A 26029-nucleotide genomic window follows, 5' to 3' on the forward strand; every position below is an offset into this window, starting at 1 on the left:
ATAAACTTAAGTTTGTACTGATAATGACAGTGTTCAATTACATAAAAATTAAAATCATCACAAAGAAAACACAAAATGGAGTCTATTAATGTCAGTTCAAAAGCACAGCTTTCACTTCAAGAGAAAAAGATTAGTTTTAAATAAAATCACGCAAAGTCTGTTTATTTCACTTATAGGGTGTGCAGGATATTCATCTATCGTCTATGCCGAGGACACTTCCGCTACTTCAGGTACAACGGTAACAGAAGCCAGTACGTCAAATTCACAGTCAAACAATAAAGCAGATGATGTTATTCAGCTTGCTGATGTCATTGTGACTACACGAAGACGTGAAGAAAAAGCACAAAATGTTCCAACACCCATTAGTATTTTAAGTGCTAAAACACTGGAAACACAAAAACTCAGTAAACTTGAAGATCTACAACAAGCCCTACCCAGCCTTAATGTTGCTTTCTTAAACCCTCGTCAATCTAGTGTAGCAGTCCGAGGTTTGGGTAATAACCCAGCCAGTGATGGTTTGGAAGCCAGTGTCGGAGTCTATCTGGACAATGTTTACTTAGGTCGTCCCGGCATGGCTGTATTTGATTTATTAGATATTGCTCAACTCGAATTATTACGCGGACCACAAGGAACATTATTTGGTAAAAATACCACGGCGGGCTTATTAAACATTAGCTCAAAACAGCCTACCTTCGACCCAGACCATTCTGCTGAAATTTCTTTTGGTTCACGCAATTATTTACAGGCTAAAGGAACGTTTTCAGATGCTCTATCCGAAAATGTAGCAGGCCGACTCTCTTTTTATAAAACGACTCAGGATGGTTTTATTCATAATACTTATAATGATAAGGATTATAATAATACAGACCGCGAAGGCGTGCGCGGTCAAATTCTCTGGAAGCCGCAAGAGAATTTTAATTTACGCCTAATTGCAGATTACAACAAGCAAGATGATGATCAAGGCGCGATGGTGGTCTACTACGCTGGGCCAACGTTCAACAGTACCGTATATGGAAATAACTACAATCGTTACTTAGAAAATGCCACACAGTCGGGTGCCAAAAATCTTTACACCAACTGGAAAGACAAACAGATTCATTCAGATGCCCCACAACACATGTCTGTTGAGCAAGGTGGTGGATCGGCAGAAGCCAATTGGTCGCTCGATAGCGGTAAAAAAATTACGTCGATTAGTGCATACCGCTTTTGGAACTTTACCCCTACCAACAGTGATTTTATTAGTTCAAATGCATTGACTAATGCCGGTGTTTCGGTTCGAGATAAACAGTATTCTCAAGAGCTACGCCTAACTTCTGCTGGAAATCAAAAAGTGGATTGGGTAACAGGTCTATATTACTTTCAGCAACAGTTAGACAATACGACTTTCTCTTTATATGGAGATACGGCGGACGCATTTTATCTTTATAACGTACCGAGCGTCAGAACCTTAATTGCCAATGGTCAATCGAATATTTTGAATAATCGAGATTCATATTCATATGGAACAACTGAGACAAAAAGCTCAGCATTATTTGGTCAAAGTACATGGCATGCGACACCGAAGCTAGACATCACCACAGGTGCACGGGTTACCTATGAAGATAAATCTGCCAGTATCTACAGAACCGACCCTATTGGGGGTACTCCAGTTTCGGGTTTAAGTGCGGCAGAGCGTAATTTACTAAATGCCCAGCTCGGCGCATACGGCTCGGGTGAACTGAAACAACATGGATTAAGTTACTCTGGCTTACTGACTGGCAGTTATCGTTTAAATCCGAGCACACTGGCCTATGCAACGTATTCACACGGCGAGAAATCAGGGGGCTTTAACCTGAGCATTGGTTCTGCACCAGCAGCGGGTGCTAACTCGTTAAAGGTTGATCCTGAAAAAGCAGATAACTATGAAATTGGACTGAAACAGAATTTTCTCAACAATACCTTACAGCTCAATAGCAATATATTCTGGATTGATGTTTCTGACTATCAAACTACAAGCTATGAACAAGTTGGCAACTCTGTCGTGAGTGTATTGGCAAATGCAGGTAAAGTACGCAGCCGAGGGATTGAACTCGATGCAACCTATCAACCTATTCGTCGCCTTACACTTAATTTTAATGGTTCTCTTAACGATACCACTTATACAGAATATAAAAACGCGCCTGCTCCATCCAATATCAGCATTCCAACAGGCGTAAATACACAAGATCTGTCTGGAGAACGTGTCTATGGCGTACCGAAGTGGATTGCAAATTTCAATTTTCGTTATGACTTAGCTGAGCATAACAACTGGCAACCGTATGTTTCAGGAAGTTATGCTTGGCGCGATTGGTCATATGGCTCTTTAGATAATAACCCGTACAGTGTCATCAAAGCCTATGGATTAACAAATGCGAGTCTAGGTGCACGACATCATATTGGTGAAAATGAACTGGATGTTGCGCTATGGGTAAAAAACCTCACCAATGAAACCTATGTGACCAATACATGGAACTCTTCTAATGGTATTGTTCTCGCCAGTTTAGGTCAGCCTCGTACCATCGGCGCAACAGTAAAACTTAGCTTCTAGCACCTAGAATACTTAACTAATACTTTATGTTGTCTTGCAGCACTGGCTCCTTCAAAGCCATGCTGCAAATTTTGTATAGAGAGTTATGGCGTATTTAGAATAGCGTCAATCTGAGTCAACTCATCTGCACTAAATGCCGTATTTTGCAATGCTTTTAAGTTTTCGATGATCTGCTCTGGTCGACTAGCACCAATGATAGTCGATGTAATCCGTTCATCACGTAAAACCCATGACAATGACAATTGAGCCAATGTTTGGTCTCGGCGCTTTGCTATTTCATTTAACTGCTGTATTTGCTGTAGCTTCAATGCAACGAGATGCTCTGACTGTAAATAGCGACTACCACGCCCGATACGTGAGTCTTCAGGTACACCATCAAGATATCGTCCAGCCAATAAACCTTGAGCCAGTGGTGAGAACGTAATTACACCAAAACCCTCTTGTTTAGCGGTCTCTGTTAAACCCTGCTCAATCTGACGTTCAAAAAAATTGTAAATCGGTTGATGCAAAGTAAGTGGAACGTGATAGGCCTGAAGCAATTCTATCAACTGTAAAGTTAATTCTGGTGTATATCCAGAAGAAATCCCTACATAGAGAGCTTTACCTTGCTGCACAATATCGGCAAGTGTCTTGGCTGTTTCTTCAAGCGGTGTTTCTGGGTCATAACGATGTGAATAAAAAATATCGACATAATCAAGCCCCAGTCGCTGTAAGCTTTGATCAAGACTAGCCATCAGGTATTTTCGGCTGCTACCACCTTGTCCATAAGGTCCAGGCCACATGTCCCAACCCGCCTTTGTCGAAATAATAAGTTCGTCTCGATATGGCTTAAAGTCAGCCTTTAAAAAGTGCCCAATATTTTTTTCAGCACTTCCAAAGGGTGTTCCATAATTATTGGCAAGATCGAAATGATTAATTCCATGATCAAACGCCGTGTAAAGTACCGATTTTTGTTGCTGAATTGGAGTGTCATCGCCAAAGTTATGCCAGCAACCAAGTGACAATGGTGGTAATACCAAACCACTATTTTTAATTTTTCGATATTGAAATGATTGATATCGTTCTGAATTTGCGAGATACATACTTTGTCCTTTTATTCGGCAGCAGCCAAGAGGCCGAGGTTTTGTCTTAATGTTTGACCTTCATATTCTTTGCGGAATAAATTGCGCTGTTGAAGGATGGGAATAACCAGATCGACAAAGTCTCTAATTCCGTTTGATATGACGGCAGGCATAATGTTAAATCCATCTGCTGCACCACTAACGAACCACTCTTCAAGCTGATCGGCGATATATTCTGGCGTTCCAACCAAACAAAAATGCCCACGTCCCGATGCAATACGTTGATAGAGCTGTTTAATGGTTAGACCTTGCTCTTGCCCCAGTGCCTGAATCAATTGCTGGCGACTTTGCTGCCCCGTTTGCGTCTCGGATAAATCTAACGAAGCTAAAGTCTGATTCACATCAACACCGCTTAAATCAAAATTACCCAACATTCTGCCTAAAAGCCCAAGGCCAATGTCATCATCAACGAGTTCATCTAAAAGCTGTTGCTGCTTCTTAGCATCTTCATGCGAATGTGCAACAAGCACATATACACCGGGCATCACTACCAACTCATGCTCTTGACGATCAAAGTCTTCAAGACGTTTCTTTACATCACTATAAAACTGCTGTGCAGCTGCCAAGTTGGATTGGGCAGTAAAAATGACATCTGCCGTACGAGCTGCGAGATTTTTACCTCGTTCGGAACTGCCTGCTTGAACAACCACAGGATGAGACTGTGGGCTTGGGCTAATATTGAGAGGACCTTTTACCTGAAAAATATCACCGCAATGATTGAGCGTGTGTACTTTATCTGGATTAAAGAAAATGCCTCTGGCTTTATCATGAATAGTTGCATCTTCATCCCAACTACGCCAAAGTCCTTTTACGACATCGTGAAATTCTTCAGCACGTGCATAGCGGTCTTGATGTTTGACATGTTCCTTTGTGCTGAAATTTTTCGCTTCAAGTGCAAAATCAGTGGTGACGAGGTTCCAGCCTGCACGTCCAGCAGAAATCTGGTCTAAAGAAGCAAACTTTCTTGCGAGATGATATGGCTCATTGTAGGTTGTCGTGGCTGTTCCAATGAGTCCAATATGATGTGTTTGAGTCGCAATTGCTGAAAGTAATGTGAGGGGTTCAATCTCGTTACCACGAATTTTTCCTGAGGTCGCAGTTGCTGGATCAACAGCCAAACTATCGGCAAAAAAAATGGCATCAAATTTCCCTTCTTCAGCTATTTTTGCTGCACTTAAGTAGCGCTCATAGGGACTTAGGTTTAATTGACTCGCTGGATGCCTCCAACTGGCCAAATGATGGCCATAACCGTCTAAAAATAAATTAAGGTGAAGCTTTCTTGTAGACGAAGGATTACTCATTTTAATCAGTCCAATTGATGGGTGTACACCTCTTAAAAAAACGAAGCGTACTAGACATACTTTTTAGAAATTTTTACGGAATGAAATGCCAAAATAGCGTTCATCATCTCTAGGGACTTGACGATTAATACGGCTACCATTTGTGCTCAGTAATGTTGCATATGATTTATCCGTTATATTCCGTACATTCAATGCCAGTCGCCAGTCAGAAGCAGTATCAGCTAAAGCGATGCTCGCGTTCAAAAGTCCATATGCACCCTGAATAGTGTTTTGGTTTTGGTCGAGACTGAACTGTACTTTGCTTTGCCATGCATATTGGGTTGAGAGTTCAATTTGCTTGTTATTTGCCAGAGTAAAATAGCGATCGAGCTGCGTATTAAATTTCCAATCCGGTGAAAATGGTAGTGGTTTACCATTTACATTTGGGCATGAAGTATCGGCAGCTGGACATTTGAAGTCATCAATTCGTGCATGTGTATAGGCACCTGAAAAGTTTAGTGCCCAATTTGGATTGATCTTATATACCGAGTCAATTTCAGCCCCATAGGTAGACACGCTTCCTGCATTAACCAAGCGGGTTATTGGGAAACCATTTGGGTCGAGGGTTCTAAAATTTGCCTGATAGTTATCATAATCAGTGTTAAATAGCGCCACATTGACACGCAGACGATTATTCAGCCATTGAGATTTGAGACCAAGTTCGTAGGAGTTAGCCGTTTCGGGGTCAATCACAGGCGTATCATTTTGCTGCATATTAAAATAAACGTTATATGCAGGACCTTTATAACCTCTCGAATAGGTAAAATAGCCCAATATATTCGGTGTAAAGTCATATTGAGGGCCAATGCGGCCTGAAACTCCAGTTTCACTGGTCGATCCATCACTGCTAAATGAAGAACGAATCGCATTTCGGACACCTACACTGTTTGGAACAGTTGAAACTCGGCTGTGATCATAAGACAACTCATCACGAGTAACACGTAAACCCGCAATCCATCTCAATCGATTTGTGAAATGAAAGGTACCTTCGCCAAATGCAGCATAGTTGGTGCTGTCTGTGTTATAGATTGCCTTACCAAAATCTACGACATAGGCATTAGAGGCATTGTTGTACCAAGTTGACTCACGTTGATAAGTCTCATCGTTTTTATTCTTTGAAAAATATAGCCCCGCGACATAATCAAAAAAACCATGATCGAGCGGTTTAATTCTAATTTCTTGAGAGAATTGCTTACTGTTAACATGCCCTAAATCGGCAATTCCGGCAAAATTTGGCGTCGGAGCAGCAAGTTGATCACTGTCACCAATCTGTGTGTTTTTCCATTGGCGAAAGGCCGTAATCGATGATAGTTGATGATTGGTTAATGTCCAGTCTGCGGTGAGTGCTACACCCTGATTAGTATCCTCAGTCGAGGCTTGTGTATTTTCAACTGTACTTCGATTAGTTGGAGATGCCACAACAGGCGATAATGCTGCTGCATAATTGGCATCGGTATTTTTAACCACAATGCCTGTCGGGGCACTCCCTTTTTTATGCAGGTAATCGGCAGTAAAGCCCAACACTAGACTATCCGTAGGCGTATATTCAAATTTGGTTCTAAAACCATAATTTTTATAGCCGTTGACGTCTTCATTTGTTGTGAGATTTTCTACATTGCCATCAAAATTACCTAATAGTGCCGAGACATTGGCAGTTAATTTTTCAGGAATTAATGTACCAGATGCTCCTAGTTTAATTCGTTGTTCACTATCGCTAGTGGCATAGGCATCAATATAACCAGACGTTTCACTGGTTGGATTTTTGGTCACAATATTGACTACACCTGCCGATGCATTTTTACCAAAAAGTGTTCCTTGGGGGCCACGAAGGACTTCAATACGATCCACATCTAACAAATCAAGTGTTGCTTGCCCCGGTCGGCTGTACACAACACCATCTATCACTGTTGAAACAGAAGGCTCAACACCCGGTGAAGTGGTAACAGTTCCAATACCGCGAACAAATAAAGAAGTATCCTTATTGGAAGCTCCAGCCCGAAAGTTAACACTTGGTACTTGTGTTACCAATGTTTCAAGTGAGTTTCGCTGTTGCTTATCGAGTTCCTTTCCACTAATGACTGAAACAGCAACAGGTACTTTTTGGAGTGATTCTTCACGGCGTGTTGCTGTCACAAAAACGGTTTCTAACTGTGCCACATCCTCTGAAGAACGTGCGGTGTTTGAGACTGTTTCTGCATGAGCTTGTCCCCAAACTGACAAGATACTCAGCGAAAGCAGACTTAAATTTAAAATTTTTTGTTTGGTTGCTGACGTGAACGGATCACGCGCTACATTTTTCGAATGTATCGACATTATTTACCCCATAATTAAGTTTTAAAAGACGGTGCTTATTTCACTGATTTCAAATATTCGTACTGCTGAGTTGGCTTCCAGTAGGTCTTTAAATTTGATTGTTCAAGTGCTTGATTTACAAATGACGGATTAACCCAGCTTTTGACGTCAATATTTTTGCGTATCAACCCTTGTTGCGTAGCCAAAGTAATTTTTTGCTGCAATTGCTGGGTGTAATAGCCATCAAATAACGGTGAATATAAAAACTTCAGATTTACCCCATTGAGTTCTTGAGCATATATAGATGCTGGATAGCCCGATTGGGTAAAAAAAAGTGCGACTTGTGGTACTCGGTTTTTCTCATTTGAGAGCCAATTCAGCCCTTTTACAACCTGAGTCACAACTTGTTGTGTTTCATTTGGATGTTGTTGAATAAAAGATTGACGACCTAAAAACACACCTTGAGTAGATCCTGCACCATTTAACTGACGACTACTTATAGGCAAGTTAACGATGTGTTTGTCACGTAACGCAAAAAATCGAGAAGGTCCCCATGACGCATCAATTTTTTTTGCGGCCAAAGCAGCGTTGACGGCGTTAAAGTCTAAATTGACCACTCGCACATCGCTGAGCTTTAAACCTTGGCTGTTCAATGCACTCACAAATGACAGCTCATCTGCCGTGCCACGTAACAAACCAACGCGTTTTCCTTTTAATTCAGCAAATTTTTTGATCGAAAGATCAGATCTCACTGCCAGATAGTTGGTGATGCCGCGCGCCGTTGGAACAAGTAATTGGGTATCTAATCCATTGGCTTTACCAATGATTGGAGGTAAATCACCTAAAAAGGCGAAATCCAGTTGGTTGTTGGCCAATGCTTCATTAATGGCTGGTCCAGCACCTTTAAAGAAATGCCATTCCACTTTGACATTTTTTTTTGCAAGTTCTTGCTCAAGCAATTTCTTGTTGTAAAGCACATCAACAACTCCACCACCCGCGTGTTTTTGACCAGCAGTCAAATCAGGAGAACCAATTCGGATTGTTTTAAGGCTTTCAGCATAACTGGCATGTCCACAAGCCAATAAGCTCAGCAAGATCAATTTTTTAAAAATTGATGGTTTCATTATATTTTCCACATTTTTATTGATAAATCAGCGTTGTATTGCTTAGACGCTTATGACGTAGATGGCTTAATTTGCTTACTCGCTTTACCGTCGATATCAACAGGAACATCTCCTGCTAACGTAACGCGTCGCATAATACGCAATGCATTACCGTAATCATTGACGGCTAAATGCTGAGTGGCACGGTTGTCCCAAATAGCGACATCTCCGTTCTTCCACGTCCAGCGAATCGTGTTTTCGGGTTTGGTAATACGATCTTGAAAAATTTCAAATAGCTTGTTGGACTCTTTAGCAGTCAGACCTACAAATCGTTTAAAAAATTGGCCTAAAATTAAGGTTCGTTTACCTGTTTCAGGATGTACTCTGACCAATGGGTGTTCCGCCTCATAGACAGTTGAAGCAAAGATTTTTTGATGGCGTTTTACCACTTCATCACTTGCGGAAGGCCGAAAACCACCATAATCAAAATCATTGGTGTGAATCGCACGGAGCTGATTGGCAAGGAGCTTTAGTGGCTCAGGTAATTCATCATAGGCTGCTTCTGTATTTGCCCATGTGGTATCACCCCCTCGATTGGGAGTAGTTACCGCTCTTAAAATGCTGATTTTGGGGTAATTTGAAACAAATGTGACATCGGTATGCCAAACGTCTGCACGACCGTCATGACGGGAATCAAGTTCAAATATATAAGTCGAACCCTCTGCCACTGGAACAGTAGGATGTGAAATAGGTTGCCCAAGCAATTCTGCAAACTTTTCCTGCTCTTGATCGGTTAAATGTTCCTGATTACGGAAAAAAATAACTTTGTGTTCAAGCAATGATTGCCTAATTTGATTCAAGACCTCAGCCTTAAGTTTTGAAGATAATTCAATACCATTAATTTGTGCGCCAATACGACCCGCTAAAGGGATAACATCGATTAACTCACTCACTGGTTTTTTTATTAATAAATCTGCCATATCATCGTTCTCATCATTGATGATATGAGTTTAGAAATTACCCCTTTTAAATTCTGCAACAAAAATTACATAGCATTTCTTCATTTATGAAAAATTATTCATAATTCGTCATAATCTATTTACCGCAGTAAGGCTTTTAATTTGTCGATGTCTTTGACAGAGATATGATTGTATTTTGTTTCTATAATGCCTTCTTCAACAAACCACTGAATTTCCTTTCTTATACTTTGTCTCGATATTTTTAAAAGTTCAGCCAAATTTTCTTGCGAGAGCTTTAATAAAACTTCGATGCCTTTTTGAGTTTGAGTAGAAAAAAATTCGATTAAATAAATGAGCTGTCGCGCAATTTGTACTTTTAAAGGTTGCGTAGAAGTGTGATAGATATCATTGTCTAAAAGACGTGTTCTCTGGCATACCAATTTTAAAACCTGATATAGCATGCGCGAATTGTGCTGTATGGTGTGCTTAAAGATATGTTCAGGAATGGTTGCTATCACAGTTGCTTCATGTGCAACATATTCATGCTCTAGCGCAGATTCAGAAATAAGATAGACAATATTTAATAGTGCACCTGTCGGAATAAAACGATGAATAAGATATTTCCCATCGTATGAATTCCAACCTAACTTGAGCACACCACTTAAAACAATAATGAGTTCACGACAGTTTTGATTTCTCGAATATAGCACTTGTCCTTGATAAAGATGCTTTATCTTAATTTCATTAAATAAGTTCTGCTTTTCTTCAAGCGAACATGCATCCATAAACTCACATTCTGACAGCATTTGTTCTGCCAGTTTTTTATATTCAAAGGTAATGTTGAAATCTTGATAACGATTAACATGAGTTTGATCTAATAAATCTAAAAAATGCTCATAGTTATTTCTTTTTGTCTCGTTATAAACAAGTGTTGTCATTCGCTATCTCACCATCAAATTGAAGCTCTAAAATAGACCATACAACCTCATCGTGAAATTCAAGTTTAATATAAATTTAGATTAAACAATTATATGAAAATCAAGATCTCAAATTTGGATCTTGATTTTCTTTCTTCCTATTTCTTTTAATAGAACTTAAGACTTAGGCGATGTAATAACTGATAGTTTATCAACGCCTACTCGTTCTATACTGGCCAGTAACTTGGCAACCGTACCATAAGGAACCGTCTCATCTGCATTCAGGTTCAGTGCCAGTTTAGGATTAGCTGCCTTACGCGTTTGAATGGCCTGTTCAAAGTGTTCAAGAGTGACTCGGTCTTTGTCTAGATAAATTTCCCCTTTGGAGTTAACGCTGATGACCACCGCCTTAGTTTGCTCTGTCACCTGCGTCGGTGCAGCTTTTGGTAAGTTCACCTTAACAGTGTTTGTCAGTAAGGGCGCCGTAACGATAAACACAATCAACAGAACCAACATCACATCCACTAAAGGGGTAATGTTGATCTCGCTGACGACATCATCTTGTTCTGATGTTGAAATTGCCATTATGCATATACCTTATCTTTATTGTGGGTATGGCTTAACTCGCTGGCTGGAGTGCTCGTGTTTGTTGTTTTTGCCTTGACAGTCTTAAGCTGGAAACCTGATTTCTGGTTTAGACTCACAAAGTCGGTCGCAAAGTCATCCAGTTCGGCACCGATAGTTTTTACTTTGCGCACAAAATAGTTGTATGCCAGTACCGCTGGAACAGCCACTGCAATCCCAATGCCTGTTGCAACTAGCGCTTCACCAATCGGCCCTGCAACGACATCCATACTGGCATTACCCGAATGTGCAATGGCCTGTAAAGCATGGATAATCCCAAAGACGGTACCAAATAGCCCAATGAAAGGTGCATTATTACCAATTGATGCGAGCAAGGCAGAGCCTTTTTCTAGCTGGCGACGTTCTGATAAAATTTGTTTGCGTAAATGGCGCTCGAGTAAATCTTGACGACTCCAGCTATGTTGTAAATCTTGATGCGTATCATCGTCTGCATCGGCAAGTGTTTTAAAACCAGTATTTGCAATGCGTGCCACTGGCCCTTGTCCTGTTTCCGATTTCTGAATGGCATCTTGAAGATTTTTGGCGCTCCAGAACTCTTCGGCAAAGGCTCTACTTTGGCGGTTGGCTTTTTGGGTCTGAACCAGTTTAATGACAATCAAACCCCACGTCACAATTGAAAAAGTAACCAATAACCAGATAGTCCCATCGTGAATCAGGGAGTTGATATCACTCATGTTAAAATTCCTTATAGATCAATATTAAGTTAAAAAATTATTTTGGGAGTTGATAGTGAATAGGAACATCGACCCAACCTTCAACTGGTGTTTTTCCTTTTAAGGCCGGTGAGAATTTCCATTGTTTTACGGTTCTAATCGCCGCACTATCGAGTATTTTTTTGCCGCTACTCTGTTTGACTGTCACGCTATCGGGACTACCATTTGGCAAGACTTTTACCCTCAAGATAACTGAGCCTTCCCAACCTCGATCGAGAGCCTGTTCAGGATATTCAGGTGCTGGGTTACTCAAATAACCTGCATAGCCCTTTGCTTCTGTAACAGGTAAGTTGTCATCAGCAGCTTTAGCAGGTGCATCAGCGGGTTTTGAAACTGGTTGCTGAACAGGAGCCGCCACCACATTTTTACTTAGCGGTTCTGCTACAGGTCGTGGTTGCTCTACTGCCTTATGCTGTTCAACAGGTTTAGGCTGCTCAACGTGTTTCTGTATTGGTTTGGGTGGCTCTATCTGCTTTTGTACAGGCTGAGGTGTCTGGCTAACAGGCGGTATCTTTGGCTTTTGCACCACTGGAGGGATTTTAGGTTCAATCACTTTGGGTGGCTCAGGTGGTTTGACAATCTCTATCACCACAGGATCAGGTGTTTTAACGTCAAGCTGAGGCGTAGGAAGTTGTTTGGCGATATACCAGATTCCCAAATGTGCCGCAGCAACGGCGACAATCGCGATTGCCAAAGCATTCTTTTTTGGCTCAGCAGGATCATGTCCAACATCTACGTTATGTCTAAAAGGATCATTAACCGTCGTTGTATGGATGACTTGATTGGATAATTGCTCAAATAAAAATGCTTTTTTGATCGAGCCTTGACTAAATTCACTCATCAATAACTCCTATTAACCAATTTTGTCTTCGGTCAAAATCCGAAAAATCTGTTCTTTTAATTGATGCAATTCAAAACTTGAACGATTTCGAGGACGTGGCAAGTTGACGGGAATAATCTGTTCAACACGACCAGGTTTAGGTTTTAAAATCACCACACGATCTGCCAGAGTTACAGCCTCTTCCACATCATGTGTAATAAAAACAGTGGTCATTTTTTGTTGGGATTGAATACGTAGCAATTCATTTTGCATTTGATGCCGTGTTAATGCATCCAAAGCACCAAACGGTTCGTCTAACAGAAAAATACGAGGTTGCACAACAAGACTGCGTGCAATCGCTACGCGTTGGGACATCCCACCAGATAATTGGTGTGGATACGCCTTTTCAAAGCCATTTAAACCAATCAATTCAATTGCTTTCTGAACCAGAATATCTTTATCACGTGAAGTTAACGCCTCATTTAATAAACCCAGCTCAATGTTTTGCTCAACGGTAAGCCAAGGAAATAAGCGATGTTCTTGAAAAACTACTGCTCGATCGCCGCCAATCCCGCTTACATCAGCACCATCAATTAAAATCCGACCATCAAAATCTTGATCAAGTCCAGCCAAAAGACGTAAGAGCGTAGATTTACCACAACCACTGCTACCTACAATCGCAATAAACTCGCCTTCTTTAATTTCTAGATTAAAGTCGTGAATGACTTTGACAGGTTGTTGATTGACGACAAAAGACTTATGGACATGGTGAAATGCCACACGTGTTTGAGCATGAGATTGAAAAGACTGGTGATGTTTTTCAGTATTTGTATTAAGGGTAATTGTCATGGTCTGACCTCAATTTTTTCGCCAAGATGTTGCGTAGTTTTCAGTTATTTTGCCCAGCCATGCCAGAATCGCGCCCAAACCAGCGACTAAAACGGTTGCTGCTATTACACGGTCCATTTCAAAGTTTTGCTGTGCTGCCATCATGTAGCTACCTATGCCAATTCCAGAGCCCATCAAGTATTCAGCCCCAAAAGATGCCATCCACGAATAAAGCAAAGCCAGTCGAAACCCAGCAAACATTGAAGGTGCAATGCTAGGTAAAATCAAAAGCGTTAAGCGTTGAATCAATGTCATTCTTAAGGTGCTTGAGACTTCAACGAGCTGCATTGGAATGCTGGACATGCCTTTCCATGTCGCGATAAACATCGGAAAAAATGTCGCTATTGAAATGAAAACAATTTTTGATAAATCTTCGAGTCCAAACCAAGCTGTCAGTAGTGGAATCCAAGCAAAAATAGCAATTAGACGTAATGTGTTGAGTGTAGGCGCCAACAGATTTTCAATCGGTTTAAATAGACCCACCATAATTCCTACTGAAGCACCAATTAACCCACCAATAAGTAATCCCAAGATTGCGCGATAAAGGCTGTAATACATGGCAGTGGTGAGTGAAAAATCTTGAATGCCTAACCACAGTGCCTTTAATACTGCCCATGGCGCAGGTAAAATTTGACTCGAAATCAAGCCAAACCAACTGCTAGTTGCCCAAAGCGCTATTAAACTCAAAGGCAAAACCCATGACTTGAAAACATCGGTGCGGCTTTTTTTGTGAAAAGCATGGGCACTTAAAGCAGCATGTGGCCAGAACACAAACTTACGTTCAATTCGATGTAGGATAAAATCGAAAATAATTCCAACAGACGCGATCACAAAAATCGTGACAAAGACAATATCGAGCTGAAATAACTGACGGCCTGTCACCATCAAATATCCAATGCCTTCCGATGAAGCTAATAACTCAACAGCAATTAAGCTTGTCCAGCCTGCTGCAACAGCCAGTCTTAAACCAGTAAAGAAATATGGAAGTGTGGCTGGCAGTACAAGTTTTGTGAGCAGCGTTAGACGATTAAACTGTAAAATTGCTGCCATTTCTTTGAGCTTAGGTTGAATATCACGTACCCCTGCCTGAGTATGTAAGGCAATCGGCACCATCGTAGCTTTGAAGATTATGAAAATTTTTAAACTATTTTCGATGCCCAGCCAGATCATGAGCAGAGGCAACCAAGCCAATGTTGGGATAATCACCAACGCATAAAACGTTGCCGATAGATATTGTTCTGCAATACGGCTATAGCCAAGTAAAACACCTAGAAATACGCCGCCTAATACACCTGACAATAAACCAAGACCAAAGCGCTCAAGACTGATCGCAAGCTGTGACCATAGATCTTGAGATGAGATTTCAACAAAAGAATTCCACGTGTCTTTTGGGGTAGGTAAAATTTGAGCAGGCATCCATTGTTCGTTTGACGCGATCCACCAAAGTAAGAATAAACAAAGAGGTACAATCCAATAGATCGCAAGCGAGTTAAAATACCCAACAGAAATGAACCATTGTTTCTTGGTATTCTTCCAGACAATGCCGGATGAGTTTTTTTGCGAAATTATTTCTTTCATATCTCGATACATATCCATACATTCTGTTTTTATAGAACTCTTAGAATGTTTAACTAAACGTATACCTGATGATCATCTGTTCACGGCATTCAGTTCTGATGTGAGACGTGTTGTGATCACCTGTGGTGTTATGCTCTAGATGAGTGTAAAGAGAGATGTTTTGTTTAACTGTCTACACAGGTACAAAGATCAGAAAATATTTTTATTTATAAATATGAGATAAAGATAAGGTATTTAGAAAACCACCTAGATAAAGCTGTCTTTTGACTTTTTCCCTTAAAATTTTTGTTTAAATGTCATATCTAATCTGACCAAGATTTATAAAATAAATTTTATAATTTAAATAATGGATAACTAAATATGGATCGTTTTAAAATTATTTTATTTATTACAAGTACATGTTTAACAACAACTCTTTATGCAAAACAACAAGTCGTCTGTGTTTTTGACCCAATTGGTAAGTCGGGAGATGCTTTCGCTTTAGCCAAAGATTATGCCCTTGAAGCCAAAAATTGGGGAGCTGATATATCTTTAAAAGCATATGTTGATGAACGAGTTGCGGCTGAAGATTTAAAAGTTGGAAAATGTGATGGCGCTATTATTAGTGGCTTACGTGGCCGTCAATTTAATAAATATACAGGATCTTTAGATGCTGTTGGCGCATTAACAAATATGAAAACGGCAATTAATGCCTATAAGCTGTTGTCCTCACCAATGGCCGCAAAAAATATGGTGGTAGGTCCTTACGAAATTGCAGGTTTAGGCACAATTGGCCCTGCATATTTATTTGTAAATGATAGAAGTATCAATACACTCGCTAAAGCTGCCGGTAAAAAAATTGGGGTATTTAAATACGATGAAGCCCAACCAAAGCTTGTTCAACATGTTGGCGGTCAGGCTGTATCGGTAGACGTCACCAATGCCGGTGCAAAGTTTAATAACCATGAAATTGATATTGTGCCCGCTCCTATTGTGGCATTTAAACCTTTTGAGCTACACAAAGGTTTAGGTGAGAAAGGAGCAATCATTCGTTTTCCTTTAACTCAAATTTCGGCAAACTTCATTATTCGTAAAGATCAGTTTCCAGCAGGTTTTGGGCAAAAGTCGCGAACTTGGGTAGCCAGCCAATTAAATAGAACGTTTGGGATTATTGCCAAATATGAAAGTGATATTCCTTCAAAATATTGGATGGATATTCCTAAAAATGAACAATTAAACTATATGAAAATGATGCGCGAGGCACGCATACAGCTAACCAAGGCAGGCATCTACGACCCTAAAATGATGAATTTTCTAAAAAAAGTGAGATGTAAAGAAAACCCAAGTAATTTTGAATGCACGTTAAACGATGAATAAATACTGAGGCAGAAAAGGCGAATTTGGATACATAAGTTCTAAATAGCCTTGGCAGCTTCCCATTGATTAGAATCTAAAATTATTTAATTTCTAGTTCTTTCAATTTTTCGATAGCTTCGTCACTGCCTCTTTTAGCTGCTTTACCATACCACTCGATCGCCTTGCTCATATTCTTATCTGTTCCAATTCCATATTCATAACATCTAGCTAATTCATATTGACCAATTCCATACTCTAACAATGCAGCCTTCCGATAATATTCAAATGCCAGTTTTTCATCTTTTTTAACACTGATTCCTTCTTCGTAAAACGTTCCCAAGTAATAAAAAGCCATGAAATCATTTTGTGCAGCAGCGCTCTTGTACCAAAAGAATGCCTTATCTAGATTTTTATCAACGCCTTCTCCATTTTGATACATTAGTCCCAAATTTATTTGAGCTGACACATCACCTTGAAGTGCTGCTTGTTTAAACCATTTAAAAGCATTTGTATCGCTTTTTTCGGTACCTAGACCATTTTGATACATCAATGCTAAATTATATTGTGCTTGTAATTCTCCGTTATTCGCAGCTTTAAGATTCCACTTAAAAGCTTCGGAATAGTCTTGAGTAACCCCAACTCCTGTTTGATACATATATGCAATTCGAGCATCTGCTAATGGACTTCCTTGTTTTGCAGCCATTAAAAATAGTTCTAAAGCTTTAGCGTAATCTCGATCTTTACCATTAATGCCTTCAAAATAATCTTTTCCCTCATCTAGAAGTACATCAATTGATGAATCAGCCAATACCTCATTTTTCACAAGCGTTAATAAAAAGATCATTAATATAAATTTCTTTAAAATCATTTAACTTCCTTCTTTTTATCTCAATATTTTATAGTTAATAAAATTATATTGAGTTATTTGTCGCAAACAACAATAAAAACTAAATAACCCAACCATATAAAAGTTGCTAGAAGAAATAGAAAGCTTAGCAAAATAATTTTTTTCAAAATGCTCATAAGAACCCTAAATCATTAAACACCCAACTTAGTTAAAACAAGTACCACCTATTGTTTCCAAAATTACCTTCAAACAAGCCATTTGTAGCTGCTACATTTAATTGTTACTTTGGTCGTGCATTGTTTCGTAGGCTTGCGCTCTTAATTGCTCTTCGTTTGTACCGAAGTATTTTTTTCTCAACTCCTCAACGGACTGTTGCTTAGTTTCATTGCTCATGCCAGTTTTTAAAATCTGATCTCTCTCATTTAAATAACTATTTACTTGTTGACCCCATACAGCTTCTTCTTGATCAACTTTTTCCAACCGTTTTGCAGCTTCTGTTCCTAACAAATTTTCACGCATATTTCTAATATCTTCAGATGTTCCACCTTTTCCCTTAATTTCTTGAGTAAGTTGCTGCAATTCTTGAAATTGCATGGCAGTTTTTACTCCTGATCCTAAACTTTCAGGAAGTTTGTCAATTAATTGCGATATTTGGCTCGCTTTTTGTTCCGTACTTAAAGACTTATCTGCGTAAATTCGCATCTGCTCGATGTTAAATTGATTTGGATTTCTTTCATTACCAAACAAAGCATTTATCTCTTCAGGCTTGAAAAACTTTTGCTGAAAACTATTTATCTGATTTACTAACCGTTGATACGCATTAAAATCATTGGCTGTAAAATTGCTTTCTGGTGTTAGATTTTTTAAAGCATGATTATAAGCCACGTATTGATCTAATAAGTATATTGCATATTTAGCAGCCTCAGCTGGCAAGTTTGTGGTTAAATATTGACGAATATTAGATACAAGCTCATTTTCACTTTTTTCACCTAAACTTGAAAAAAAGTAATCAAAACAACTTCGTATTCCAACTGTTAAAATTAATTTTCCTTGTTTATCAACTTGAATTGGACAATCAATTTCTGTGCCCTGTAGTGAAGCTGAAAGTTGAGGTGTACCGTTATTTGACCTAATACTTTCTTGGCTATATTTAGATTCAGTATAAGAGTCTGATTTATTACTACTTGAACTTGTTAAAGTTTGATGATCTGGTTTAAAAAACCAGTATATTAAACCTAAAAATATAATAATAAGAACTATAAATAATACTTTATTCTTCAAGGTAGCTATCTCTCATTTTTACTTTTAATTAAGAAATAATTTTTATTAAAGGAGCCGTAAGCTCCTTTAACACTTAAACTATAGTCCTAAATTTTTAAGGCGGTTGGCTTGTAAACGATACGGGGTAACAGGATTCTGTAGAAAACCAACCAAACCAAGCGTCTGATTAACTTCATCGAGATGATTAAATGCGTAGTTGTCACGAATCACCGTACCAAGATGGTTTGAACATCTAGATACCAAGCCATCACTTTCGCTAGGTATAAGTAGAGATAAAGCCAATAATCCAGAATCAAAGGGATCTAATATGTTAGTTGCAGGACTCGTTCCACCCCAAGAATAGTAACGAACACTCTTAACAAGTTCATCGCCTGAGCCACACTGAGTAACAGGCACACCAGCAGAAAAGCGTTTATTGAAATCGGCTGCTCCAGCTGTAGTTAAAGAGTTTAAGCCAGCCACACTATTTTGATCGTAATAATGGCCTGAACCAACACCCACTAGAGAAAAAAAGACGTTAACTGCTGTACCAAGTGCTGGTTCTAATATTGGGCCTACAGGTGATTTGGTTAAGTTATAAACGATATCGGCAACAGGTGAACCTTTGTTAGGTCCGCCTACAGAGGTTACTGAAGCAATCTTATTAGGCATTAACCCAGCAACATAACGAACAGATTGACTACCATGGCTATGGCCAATTAAGTTAACTTTTTCTGCACCGGTAATTGCTAAAATTTGTTTAACTTGTAGAAGTAATTGCTCACCACGCACTTCAGAAGAGTTAAAGGAAGCTTGTTGAGCCACATAAACATTAGCTCCATTAGCCACCAAATCTTCCGTAATACCATTCCAGTATTGTAAAGGGCCAACCGCAGAAAAACCTGCCATTCCATGAGCCAATACAATTGGATACTTGGTTTTTGCATAACTTGATTTTACGGAAGTACTACCGCCTTCTGTACATGAATTTACGTTACAATTTAGCCAAGAAGACTTGCTGGTACTTGAGTCGCTAAAAGCTGCATTTACCACAGCTCCACTGTTAATAACTAAACTGAATGTAAGAATTACAGCATTCCTATATTTCTTTTTCATCCTAAGCTCCAAGCTTTTCATTTTTTTTAAATTGATGTCCCTACACTCTTAAATATTCAATTTCCTTATACTTAAGAGTTAAAAAAAATATACTGAGCTTTTTAATTATTTAATATAGAACTGCCCAAACATTACGTGCCAAAACAGCACATTAGGCGACAAAAAATTGGGAAATGGCTAAAAATCGGATGAATGTATGTTTTCAAATTGATAGTAATGTCTTATTTTTTCATCAAATACAGGCTAAAAATGGATTTTCTGCAAAAAATGAGTATTCCTAGACATAGTACCGAGCACTTTATTTTAGGTTCATATGTTCATTTACTTTCACAATTTGTGCAAAAGTGGAATATTAATCCGGATAAGATTTTCTTGAATACAAGTGTTGATTTAGATCGATTAAATGATTTGGATTATAAGGTTAATATTTCTGACTTTAAAACCATTATTAGAAATTGCACAACCTTAACACAAGAACTCGGTCTTGGATTTTATGCTGCCAAAGAGTTAAAAATTACCTCACATGGCTTATTAGGATTAACCGCTGTCATATCTAACGATGTAAAGGATGCTCTAGAAACCATCAATAAATTTGTAAAAATACAGTGTACTTTTATAAACTTAAATTTATATGTAGAAAAGGATTTAAGTTATTATGAAATTACTTATGAAGACGGAACACTTGACTGGGATAACCCTTTAGATGTTGCAACTTATGAGTTTTGTTTCGCATTTTTTTTAGTTGGGTTTGTTTCTTTAGTCCGAATTTTCTTTCCTTCGTTTAAACCTATCATTAATTTAGAATGTGAATATCCACAATATTTCACACGTTTTCACGACCTTTTAAGCTCAACGTTTGAAAAAATAAATTATAATCAAAAAAACACCTGCCTCATAACATCTAGCCAAATTCTTAATAACCCACTCATTATGGCTGACCCATTAACATCTAAAAAGTTACAAGTGATCTGTGAAAATGAATTAAATAAAATATCAAAATTTCAGGAAATTCAATTTCGTGTCAAAAATGCATTATATGATGATTTAAACGGCCTATTAAATCTTGAGCAAGTTGCTAAAAAATTAAATTTAACTAAACGTACTTTGCAAAGAATGCTTAAAGAAAAAGGATATAACTTTCAGAAATTATATAAAGAAGTACGCGAGGAAAAATTACTTAAATTTCTTAAAAACCAAGTATTAAGCCGAGAAGAAATAGCAAAAAAATTAGGTTATTCAAATACATCTACTTTTAACCGAGCACGAAAAAAAATAGAGTAATCTCTATCCAAAATTTTGTGCGTTCTTTTCAGTTTACAACTTGTGGCTAGGCTTTTATGAAGCTTTTCAAACAAGCCTTTTATAATAGATCACTGTTCCGTCATAGTTACCGTTTGAACTTAATGCAAAACTTGGAATTACACCCACTCGAACAAACCCAATTTTGCTATATAAAAGTTCGGACACATCGCCTTCACGCGTATCTAAGACAAGTAAGCGCAGACCTTTTTCCCTTGAAAAATTTTCTAGTTCATTCATTAGAAATATTGCTATTCCTTGTTTTCTTGCCGATGTAAGCACCATGAGTTTTTCAACTTCGGCTCTATAAACATTGCTCAATTTAGTGAAATTATTATTATTTTGATTCAAAATATCCTCAAATTAGAAACACAGGAATTAATAAATGATTTGGATACAGATGCCATTACGAGAGTCATTCAACAATTATATGATCAAGCAAAAAATGATGCCGATGATGAAACACTGGGATATTGTCTTGATATGTGGGATAATCTTTTATCTAGTAATCACACGTTTATAAGAAATATGACTGAAAAATTGGATGGTGGATTGCTAGTATAAATATAAAAAATTTAAATCATCATTAGAAATATCTGGTAATTTTATGACTAGTCTAAGAACTATGAAAAGGATTTAAAAGTAAAATTTTCTCTTAAACATGATGATGATTAATGCCTATTATAGCTTTGGAATTTTTTTATAGTTTTTGGTACTCTAATCCATCGAATAAATATAAAAAGACTTTATAGGTATTAGCCCTGTACTTATTGATGTGCAGGACTTTTACTATTATAAGTTGTTTAAATTTAGGACTAAAATATTTTACAATGATTTGGATCTCTAAAGCTAATATTGCGTTAGCTTTAGAGAAGGTGTCGTAAATTATTTTGACAAAAGTTATGTTTGGTTACCTTGGTTTCACTAAAGATACTTAGCCTCTTCTTTTAATTCTAGTCTTAATGGAGCCCACCAATTTATTATTTTCTAAAGTATAAACCCCCGAAAAATCTAACCATTTTGATTGTAAATGATTGGAACTTCCTAATAATTGCTTTTCACCAAGTACAGTCCAAATTACTTCAAAATTATTTTCTAGTAGATAGCTTTCAAATATCTGCTGATTAATCAATAGTTCTGAAGTATTATCACTCAAGCAACTTGGATCAAAGCATGCTAATTCACCAATATCATTATATAAACAGCTTGGCACTCGAGAAATATTCAGATTCATTCCATGAAACATTTCATTTCTAACTGAGTAAAACGATTTATTATTACGCCCCTCCCAAATATGTTCTTCTGTCGTTGGCAGGACAGAAGCAATTAATCGATTACAATTTTGACGATCCCTAACTTCAAGCCATTGATTATTTTCGTGTTCTAATTCTTTGGTCTGACTTTTATAAGCAGGTGACCAAAAATATTCTTTACTAAATATGGAATAATTTTGTGTGGACTCAGGCATCCAGCGTCCCATAAGATCCTGATAGAACAACCACGATTTTAAATATTCATAGTCATCTTTTTTTACTAAATAACTTCTAATTTGAATCCAAAGATTTTGGCCTTCGCCAGAGCCTCTATCGACACCTAATTCACTTCCTTGCGACCATGAGTGAGAAGATTCTAGAGACAAAAAATTGTGTTTAGCAATTAAAGATTTAGGATCAATTAAATTCTCATCGCTAACCAACCAATTGCGGTCATCATCTTGCCAAAAATTATACTCAGGATTAAATAAACTAATCGGAATTGATTTATATTCTTTTGAGAAAGGTAAATCTGTTGGATCAAATTTTCTTAACCAATTTTGCCAAGGCCCCTCATAAAACACAAAACTATTAGATTTTTTGATTTCTATATTATCTGCAATTCGCGCAATTATTTCATACATAGCTAGCCATTGATATTTTTTACCAATACGTTCGATCTTATTATCAAATCGGTCAGAACCCGGTAAATAATGATCAAAAAAACCATGTTTTTCGACATCATATTCAAATTTTTTAAATATCAAATAGCAAGCATAATTACTCAATAAGTTCGTATCTATCTTATCACGCCAAATATCTAATGCTGATTCAAAGGTATAGCGTCCAAAATCGCCATAGGCTCCAACACCTCGACCGTATTCCGTAACCATAGAACTTAAAATAGTATTTTGAGACCAATAATGTGATTTAAAATCGATACTTTTATAATCGAATTTGTATTGATCTATTTCATCATTAGAAGGAAATCTAATTGGTAGTGTAGATTTGTATGGTGGACGAATAACATTTGGTTTATCTAATTGAAAATATTTTTTGAATAAAGCATATTCAATGATATTTCTAGCATAATCTCTTATTAAAATATTAGGATAAACTTCTTTTTTAAGAAATATTTCTTGTAATAAATATTGGGATAACTCTTTTAAGCCAACCAGTCGATCTGAATTTAATATTGATCCATAAATAGAAGCTAAAGTATGCTCTAACACATATGGATCATTTACAGGAATATATATTTCAAGTAACTTCTTTGATATATTTAAATTATTAATTAATAATAAACCTAATGATTTTATTGCATAATTTCGTAATTCAATATTAGTTGTAGTAAATAACCAACATATAGATTTACCTAATAAAGACAAGGAATTTTCAGACAACGAATTGAAATTTTCACTAAAATTTATCCAATCTAATAATCTAAAAATGCCATGCTTAGAATCTACATATTGCCCTAAAAATATTGTCCATTTAGCATCACGTACATTTATTGGCATACTATAAAGCTTTTCATTAAGATAACTACCATTAAAAGGATGTGTAGTATCTCCAGAAACTGAGTAAATAAGCTCTACAAAAATACTATATAAATCATCATTATGATATATTATTTTATTAATATATTGATGAGAAACTTCATTAATTGAATTCTTTTTTCTCCAATATAAGCTATAGATGAAAGCTTCTATAATAAAATTATCATTAATAAAAATATTATCAAGTAATGTAAAGAGATCACATCCAAATTTTTCAGGAATTATTATAGATAAAGACTCAATTACACCTTGATACTTATAATTATCCTCAATTAAATAATAGAGTTCCCCAGATTTTTTAAAAATAGTATTAATATTATCGTTGGATAATTTATTTTTTACTAAAATTTGTCCAAAAAAATGATCTTCTAATCGTTCATATGAAAAATAAACACCTTCAATATATTCATCTTCTTCTAATGAATATAAATTCTTTGATAGTAAACCTTCATGGATTAGACTATCAACAAGACCTTTCTTGTTAGAGTATCTGCTAATAATCTGGTTGCAAATATCGCATGCATCATCATATGGAACAAAAGAGCTATTTTTTGTATGCTTATAGCTAATCAATTGGTCGATAACTTTTCTACAAATATTTGCAGAAGGTTCGTAATCAAACCTATTAGAACTACCTAATTGAATATCAATATTATCAGTAAAATAGTTTAAAACACTACTGATACCTCCATATCCCTCAGGTATTCTATTTAATCCTCTTTTGAATAAACCTTCACAAAAAAGTTTTAAAAATAATGGATTAGAGAATTCTGAGTTAAATATAGGTGTTTGTGGTAATTCAATTTTATAATAGTTGAAAAACATCAACACAGCTTCATATGAATGATTCGTAAATCCATTATGTTGAAAAATACTAGCGTTTGTATTTGTTATAAAGTCGGACGGTAATAATTTTTTTTCATATGTATCACGTAAAGTAATAACTAAAGATATCCAAGGAAATTCTTTAAAACTATTAATAAAAGAATTAATATGATGAACCCAAAAAAAATTTCCATTGCCTTCATTAATCGCATCAATTGCAAATAAGATACGTTTTCTTTTTCTTAGACCAATTTCATTAAGTTGATGTAATAAATCATTTTCATGACAATCTAATCTTAAAATATTTTTAAGTATTTGGCTCCATGGTGATTCATTTTTAATAAAATGTTGCCCTAACAAGAAAATAGATGGAATTCCATCTTTATGCTGCTCGAGGATTACATCTGCTAGTAAATGGGATTTTCCGACTCCTGCTTTTCCTTTCAGTAATAGATATGGGTTATTGACAAGTTTTAGATCCTCATCAACTTCATTCAAATAATTTGAAAATTGAGAAATTATTAAATAATAATCATCTTTTAATTTTTCTTCAGGAAAGATCTCATTAAAAAGTTCTAATACATTTTTAATTTTAAGAATTAGATAATCATGTTTTTCTTTAAAACTTTTAATTTCGAATTTTAAAGCAGGATCACTAACAAAATCTTCATAATTTGATTTAATTTCTTCTTTTATTTTAGATACATCTTCCAATAAAGCAATTAAATAACTGTTATTTATTTTTTTATTGAAATTAAGTACCTCTGAAATCAATTTGTTTGTATTAAGCAAATACAAATGGAATTCTTGTCTGGAATATTTGTAGAAATTATTTCTCTTCAATATTGAATATATTTTTTCTTTTACATCTAGTTCTACATTGATTTCAGGTGAATACCTAGCCCCAATATTTGAGATACTATTTTTAATATGATTGGAAAACCACTCATTAGATAATATATTTTTCAAAGAATTATTTTTATACCTATCTATTAGAATAGGATTTAATCCTTCTGTCTTTAATAAATCTGAAAAATGTTTAAAAGTTAGTCCTGTTAGTTCTCTAGATTGGCTATTTTCAATTAACTCTTGGTTTATTAAGCCTATTAAATCTCCATCAATTAAAATAGGTGCACCTGAATATCCAGCATATGTAGATAACTTTTGTTTATGTTCTAATTCTATATCTATTTTACCATTTCTTAATGAATTAAGATGCTGATTTACAACATTATTATCATCTTTAAGAAGATTGTCACCTGTAAAAATCTTTGACTCAGGGTAGCCTCTAGATATCCACTTGGTACCAGAAGGTATTTCTTTATATGAAACAAAACTTATATTTTCTATAACTTCAATTTCTTTTTCTAGAATCAATAATGCAACATCTAGTCTCTTGTAATGGTCATTTATTGATCTGCTTAAGGTTGCTTTTATCTTCTCTCCGGATATTCCTGTTAAAAATATATCATTATTCTTGTACTCACTAACTACGTGAAAGGCTGTAATAACTCTACAATTATTAATAAGAAAAGCTGTCCCTACTTTTGGACCACATTCAACTTTAAAAACTATATTTTCTAGATTCATATA

19 protein-coding genes and 1 pseudogene are annotated in these 26029 nt (G+C 36.6%); 4 read left to right on the forward strand and 16 right to left on the reverse strand.

From position 1 onward, the window contains the following. Nucleotides 1-88 precede the first annotated feature (88 nt). Nucleotides 89-2566, forward strand: coding sequence for a TonB-dependent receptor (locus ACLBWE_RS01860; protein WP_447600814.1), 2478 nt, complete (start codon nt 89-91; stop codon nt 2564-2566). A gap of 83 nt (nt 2567-2649) precedes the next feature. Here ACLBWE_RS01860 and mgrA read toward each other — a convergent pair whose 3' ends face one another. The 11 genes from mgrA to ACLBWE_RS01915 form a co-directional block, all read right to left on the reverse strand. Beyond that, nucleotides 2650-3648, reverse strand: a complete 999-nt coding sequence (mgrA, locus tag ACLBWE_RS01865) for an L-glyceraldehyde 3-phosphate reductase (protein ID WP_447600816.1) — start codon at nt 3646-3648, stop codon at nt 2650-2652. An 11-nt stretch (nt 3649-3659) separates the two neighbouring features. Continuing rightward, on the reverse strand, nt 3660-4988 hold the full coding sequence (locus ACLBWE_RS01870) for an LLM class flavin-dependent oxidoreductase (RefSeq protein ID WP_447600818.1): 1329 nt from the start codon (nt 4986-4988) through the stop codon (nt 3660-3662). Nucleotides 4989-5051: 63 nt separating this feature from the next. Beyond that, on the reverse strand, nt 5052-7247 hold the full coding sequence (locus tag ACLBWE_RS01875) for a TonB-dependent receptor (protein WP_447600973.1): 2196 nt from the start codon (nt 7245-7247) through the stop codon (nt 5052-5054). Between the two features lie 128 nt (nt 7248-7375). Beyond that, nucleotides 7376-8443 carry an ABC transporter substrate-binding protein gene (locus ACLBWE_RS01880; protein ID WP_447600820.1) on the reverse strand — a complete coding sequence of 356 codons (1068 nt, stop codon included), beginning with the start codon at nt 8441-8443 and terminating at the stop codon, nt 7376-7378. A gap of 50 nt (nt 8444-8493) precedes the next feature. Continuing rightward, complete coding sequence (locus ACLBWE_RS01885; RefSeq protein WP_447600822.1) at nt 8494-9402, reverse strand: TauD/TfdA dioxygenase family protein; 909 nt, start codon at nt 9400-9402, stop codon at nt 8494-8496. Nucleotides 9403-9521: 119 nt separating this feature from the next. Further along, nucleotides 9522-10319, reverse strand: a complete 798-nt coding sequence (locus tag ACLBWE_RS01890) for a Crp/Fnr family transcriptional regulator (RefSeq protein ID WP_447600824.1) — start codon at nt 10317-10319, stop codon at nt 9522-9524. Between the two features lie 156 nt (nt 10320-10475). Continuing rightward, complete coding sequence (locus ACLBWE_RS01895) at nt 10476-10883, reverse strand: ExbD/TolR family protein (RefSeq protein ID WP_447600826.1); 408 nt, start codon at nt 10881-10883, stop codon at nt 10476-10478. Then, on the reverse strand, nt 10883-11617 hold the full coding sequence (locus ACLBWE_RS01900) for a MotA/TolQ/ExbB proton channel family protein (protein ID WP_447600828.1): 735 nt from the start codon (nt 11615-11617) through the stop codon (nt 10883-10885). The genes ACLBWE_RS01895 and ACLBWE_RS01900 overlap by 1 nt, the downstream gene beginning before the upstream one ends. A 37-nt stretch (nt 11618-11654) precedes the next feature. Beyond that, nucleotides 11655-12497, reverse strand: coding sequence for a TonB family protein (locus ACLBWE_RS01905; protein WP_447600830.1), 843 nt, complete (start codon nt 12495-12497; stop codon nt 11655-11657). Nucleotides 12498-12509: 12 nt separating this feature from the next. Then, on the reverse strand, nt 12510-13325 hold the full coding sequence (locus tag ACLBWE_RS01910; protein WP_068615156.1) for an ABC transporter ATP-binding protein: 816 nt from the start codon (nt 13323-13325) through the stop codon (nt 12510-12512). Between the two features lie 9 nt (nt 13326-13334). Next, the gene (locus tag ACLBWE_RS01915; protein WP_447600833.1) at nt 13335-14960 is read right to left on the reverse strand and encodes an ABC transporter permease; all 1626 of its coding nucleotides are present in this window, start codon (nt 14958-14960) and stop codon (nt 13335-13337) included. A 342-nt stretch (nt 14961-15302) separates the two neighbouring features. Between ACLBWE_RS01915 and adeT1 the strand changes: the two genes are divergently transcribed. Next, nucleotides 15303-16298, forward strand: coding sequence for a putative multidrug efflux protein AdeT1 (gene adeT1 / locus ACLBWE_RS01920; RefSeq protein WP_447600835.1), 996 nt, complete (start codon nt 15303-15305; stop codon nt 16296-16298). 79 nt (nt 16299-16377) lie between these two features. Here the strand turns inward: adeT1 and ACLBWE_RS01925 are convergent, their stop codons facing one another. The 3 genes from ACLBWE_RS01925 to ACLBWE_RS01935 all read right to left on the reverse strand — a co-directional run bounded on the left by ACLBWE_RS01925 (nt 16378) and on the right by ACLBWE_RS01935 (nt 19500). Further along, nucleotides 16378-17145, reverse strand: coding sequence for a tetratricopeptide repeat protein (locus ACLBWE_RS01925; RefSeq protein ID WP_447600837.1), 768 nt, complete (start codon nt 17143-17145; stop codon nt 16378-16380). Between the two features lie 252 nt (nt 17146-17397). Beyond that, complete coding sequence (locus ACLBWE_RS01930; protein ID WP_447600839.1) at nt 17398-18405, reverse strand: lipase secretion chaperone; 1008 nt, start codon at nt 18403-18405, stop codon at nt 17398-17400. A 78-nt stretch (nt 18406-18483) separates the two neighbouring features. Beyond that, nucleotides 18484-19500 (reverse strand): lipase family alpha/beta hydrolase, encoded by a 1017-nt coding sequence (locus ACLBWE_RS01935; protein WP_447600841.1) that lies wholly within the window; start codon nt 19498-19500, stop codon nt 18484-18486. 249 nt (nt 19501-19749) lie between these two features. On the opposite strand from ACLBWE_RS01935, the gene ACLBWE_RS01940 reads away from it, so the two are divergent. Then, on the forward strand, nt 19750-20781 hold the full coding sequence (locus ACLBWE_RS01940) for a helix-turn-helix domain-containing protein (protein ID WP_447600843.1): 1032 nt from the start codon (nt 19750-19752) through the stop codon (nt 20779-20781). A gap of 66 nt (nt 20782-20847) precedes the next feature. Here ACLBWE_RS01940 and ACLBWE_RS01945 read toward each other — a convergent pair. Then, nucleotides 20848-21123 (reverse strand): annotated as a pseudogene (locus tag ACLBWE_RS01945) (GNAT family N-acetyltransferase); the annotation flags it as partial. 66 nt (nt 21124-21189) lie between these two features. Here ACLBWE_RS01945 and ACLBWE_RS01950 point away from each other — a divergent pair. Then, complete coding sequence (locus ACLBWE_RS01950) at nt 21190-21363, forward strand: hypothetical protein (RefSeq protein WP_447600845.1); 174 nt, start codon at nt 21190-21192, stop codon at nt 21361-21363. A gap of 370 nt (nt 21364-21733) precedes the next feature. On the opposite strand, the gene ACLBWE_RS01955 is transcribed toward ACLBWE_RS01950, so the two are convergent. Further along, the gene (locus tag ACLBWE_RS01955; protein WP_447600847.1) at nt 21734-26026 is read right to left on the reverse strand and encodes a trypsin-like peptidase domain-containing protein; all 4293 of its coding nucleotides are present in this window, start codon (nt 26024-26026) and stop codon (nt 21734-21736) included. Between the last annotated feature and the right edge of the window lie 3 nt (nt 26027-26029).

The sequence above is a fragment of the Acinetobacter sp. M5A5_2a genome (assembly GCF_053345265.1).

Coding starts and splice junctions, on each gene's coding strand:
- mgrA (WP_447600816.1), bottom strand. CDS start 3,648: ATGTATCTCGCAAATTCAGAACGATATCAATCATTTCAATATCGAAAA.
- adeT1 (WP_447600835.1), top strand. CDS start 15,303: ATGGATCGTTTTAAAATTATTTTATTTATTACAAGTACATGTTTAACA.
- ACLBWE_RS01890 (WP_447600824.1), bottom strand. CDS start 10,319: ATGACAACACTTGTTTATAACGAGACAAAAAGAAATAACTATGAGCAT.
- ACLBWE_RS01910 (WP_068615156.1), bottom strand. CDS start 13,325: ATGACAATTACCCTTAATACAAATACTGAAAAACATCACCAGTCTTTT.
- ACLBWE_RS01880 (WP_447600820.1), bottom strand. CDS start 8,443: ATGAAACCATCAATTTTTAAAAAATTGATCTTGCTGAGCTTATTGGCT.
- ACLBWE_RS01900 (WP_447600828.1), bottom strand. CDS start 11,617: ATGAGTGATATCAACTCCCTGATTCACGATGGGACTATCTGGTTATTG.
- ACLBWE_RS01925 (WP_447600837.1), bottom strand. CDS start 17,145: ATGATTTTAAAGAAATTTATATTAATGATCTTTTTATTAACGCTTGTG.
- ACLBWE_RS01955 (WP_447600847.1), bottom strand. CDS start 26,026: ATGAATCTAGAAAATATAGTTTTTAAAGTTGAATGTGGTCCAAAAGTA.
- ACLBWE_RS01885 (WP_447600822.1), bottom strand. CDS start 9,402: ATGGCAGATTTATTAATAAAAAAACCAGTGAGTGAGTTAATCGATGTT.
- ACLBWE_RS01935 (WP_447600841.1), bottom strand. CDS start 19,500: ATGAAAAAGAAATATAGGAATGCTGTAATTCTTACATTCAGTTTAGTT.
- ACLBWE_RS01870 (WP_447600818.1), bottom strand. CDS start 4,988: ATGAGTAATCCTTCGTCTACAAGAAAGCTTCACCTTAATTTATTTTTA.
- ACLBWE_RS01895 (WP_447600826.1), bottom strand. CDS start 10,883: ATGGCAATTTCAACATCAGAACAAGATGATGTCGTCAGCGAGATCAAC.
- ACLBWE_RS01860 (WP_447600814.1), top strand. CDS start 89: ATGTCAGTTCAAAAGCACAGCTTTCACTTCAAGAGAAAAAGATTAGTT.
- ACLBWE_RS01940 (WP_447600843.1), top strand. CDS start 19,750: ATGGATTTTCTGCAAAAAATGAGTATTCCTAGACATAGTACCGAGCAC.
- ACLBWE_RS01915 (WP_447600833.1), bottom strand. CDS start 14,960: ATGGATATGTATCGAGATATGAAAGAAATAATTTCGCAAAAAAACTCA.
- ACLBWE_RS01905 (WP_447600830.1), bottom strand. CDS start 12,497: ATGAGTGAATTTAGTCAAGGCTCGATCAAAAAAGCATTTTTATTTGAG.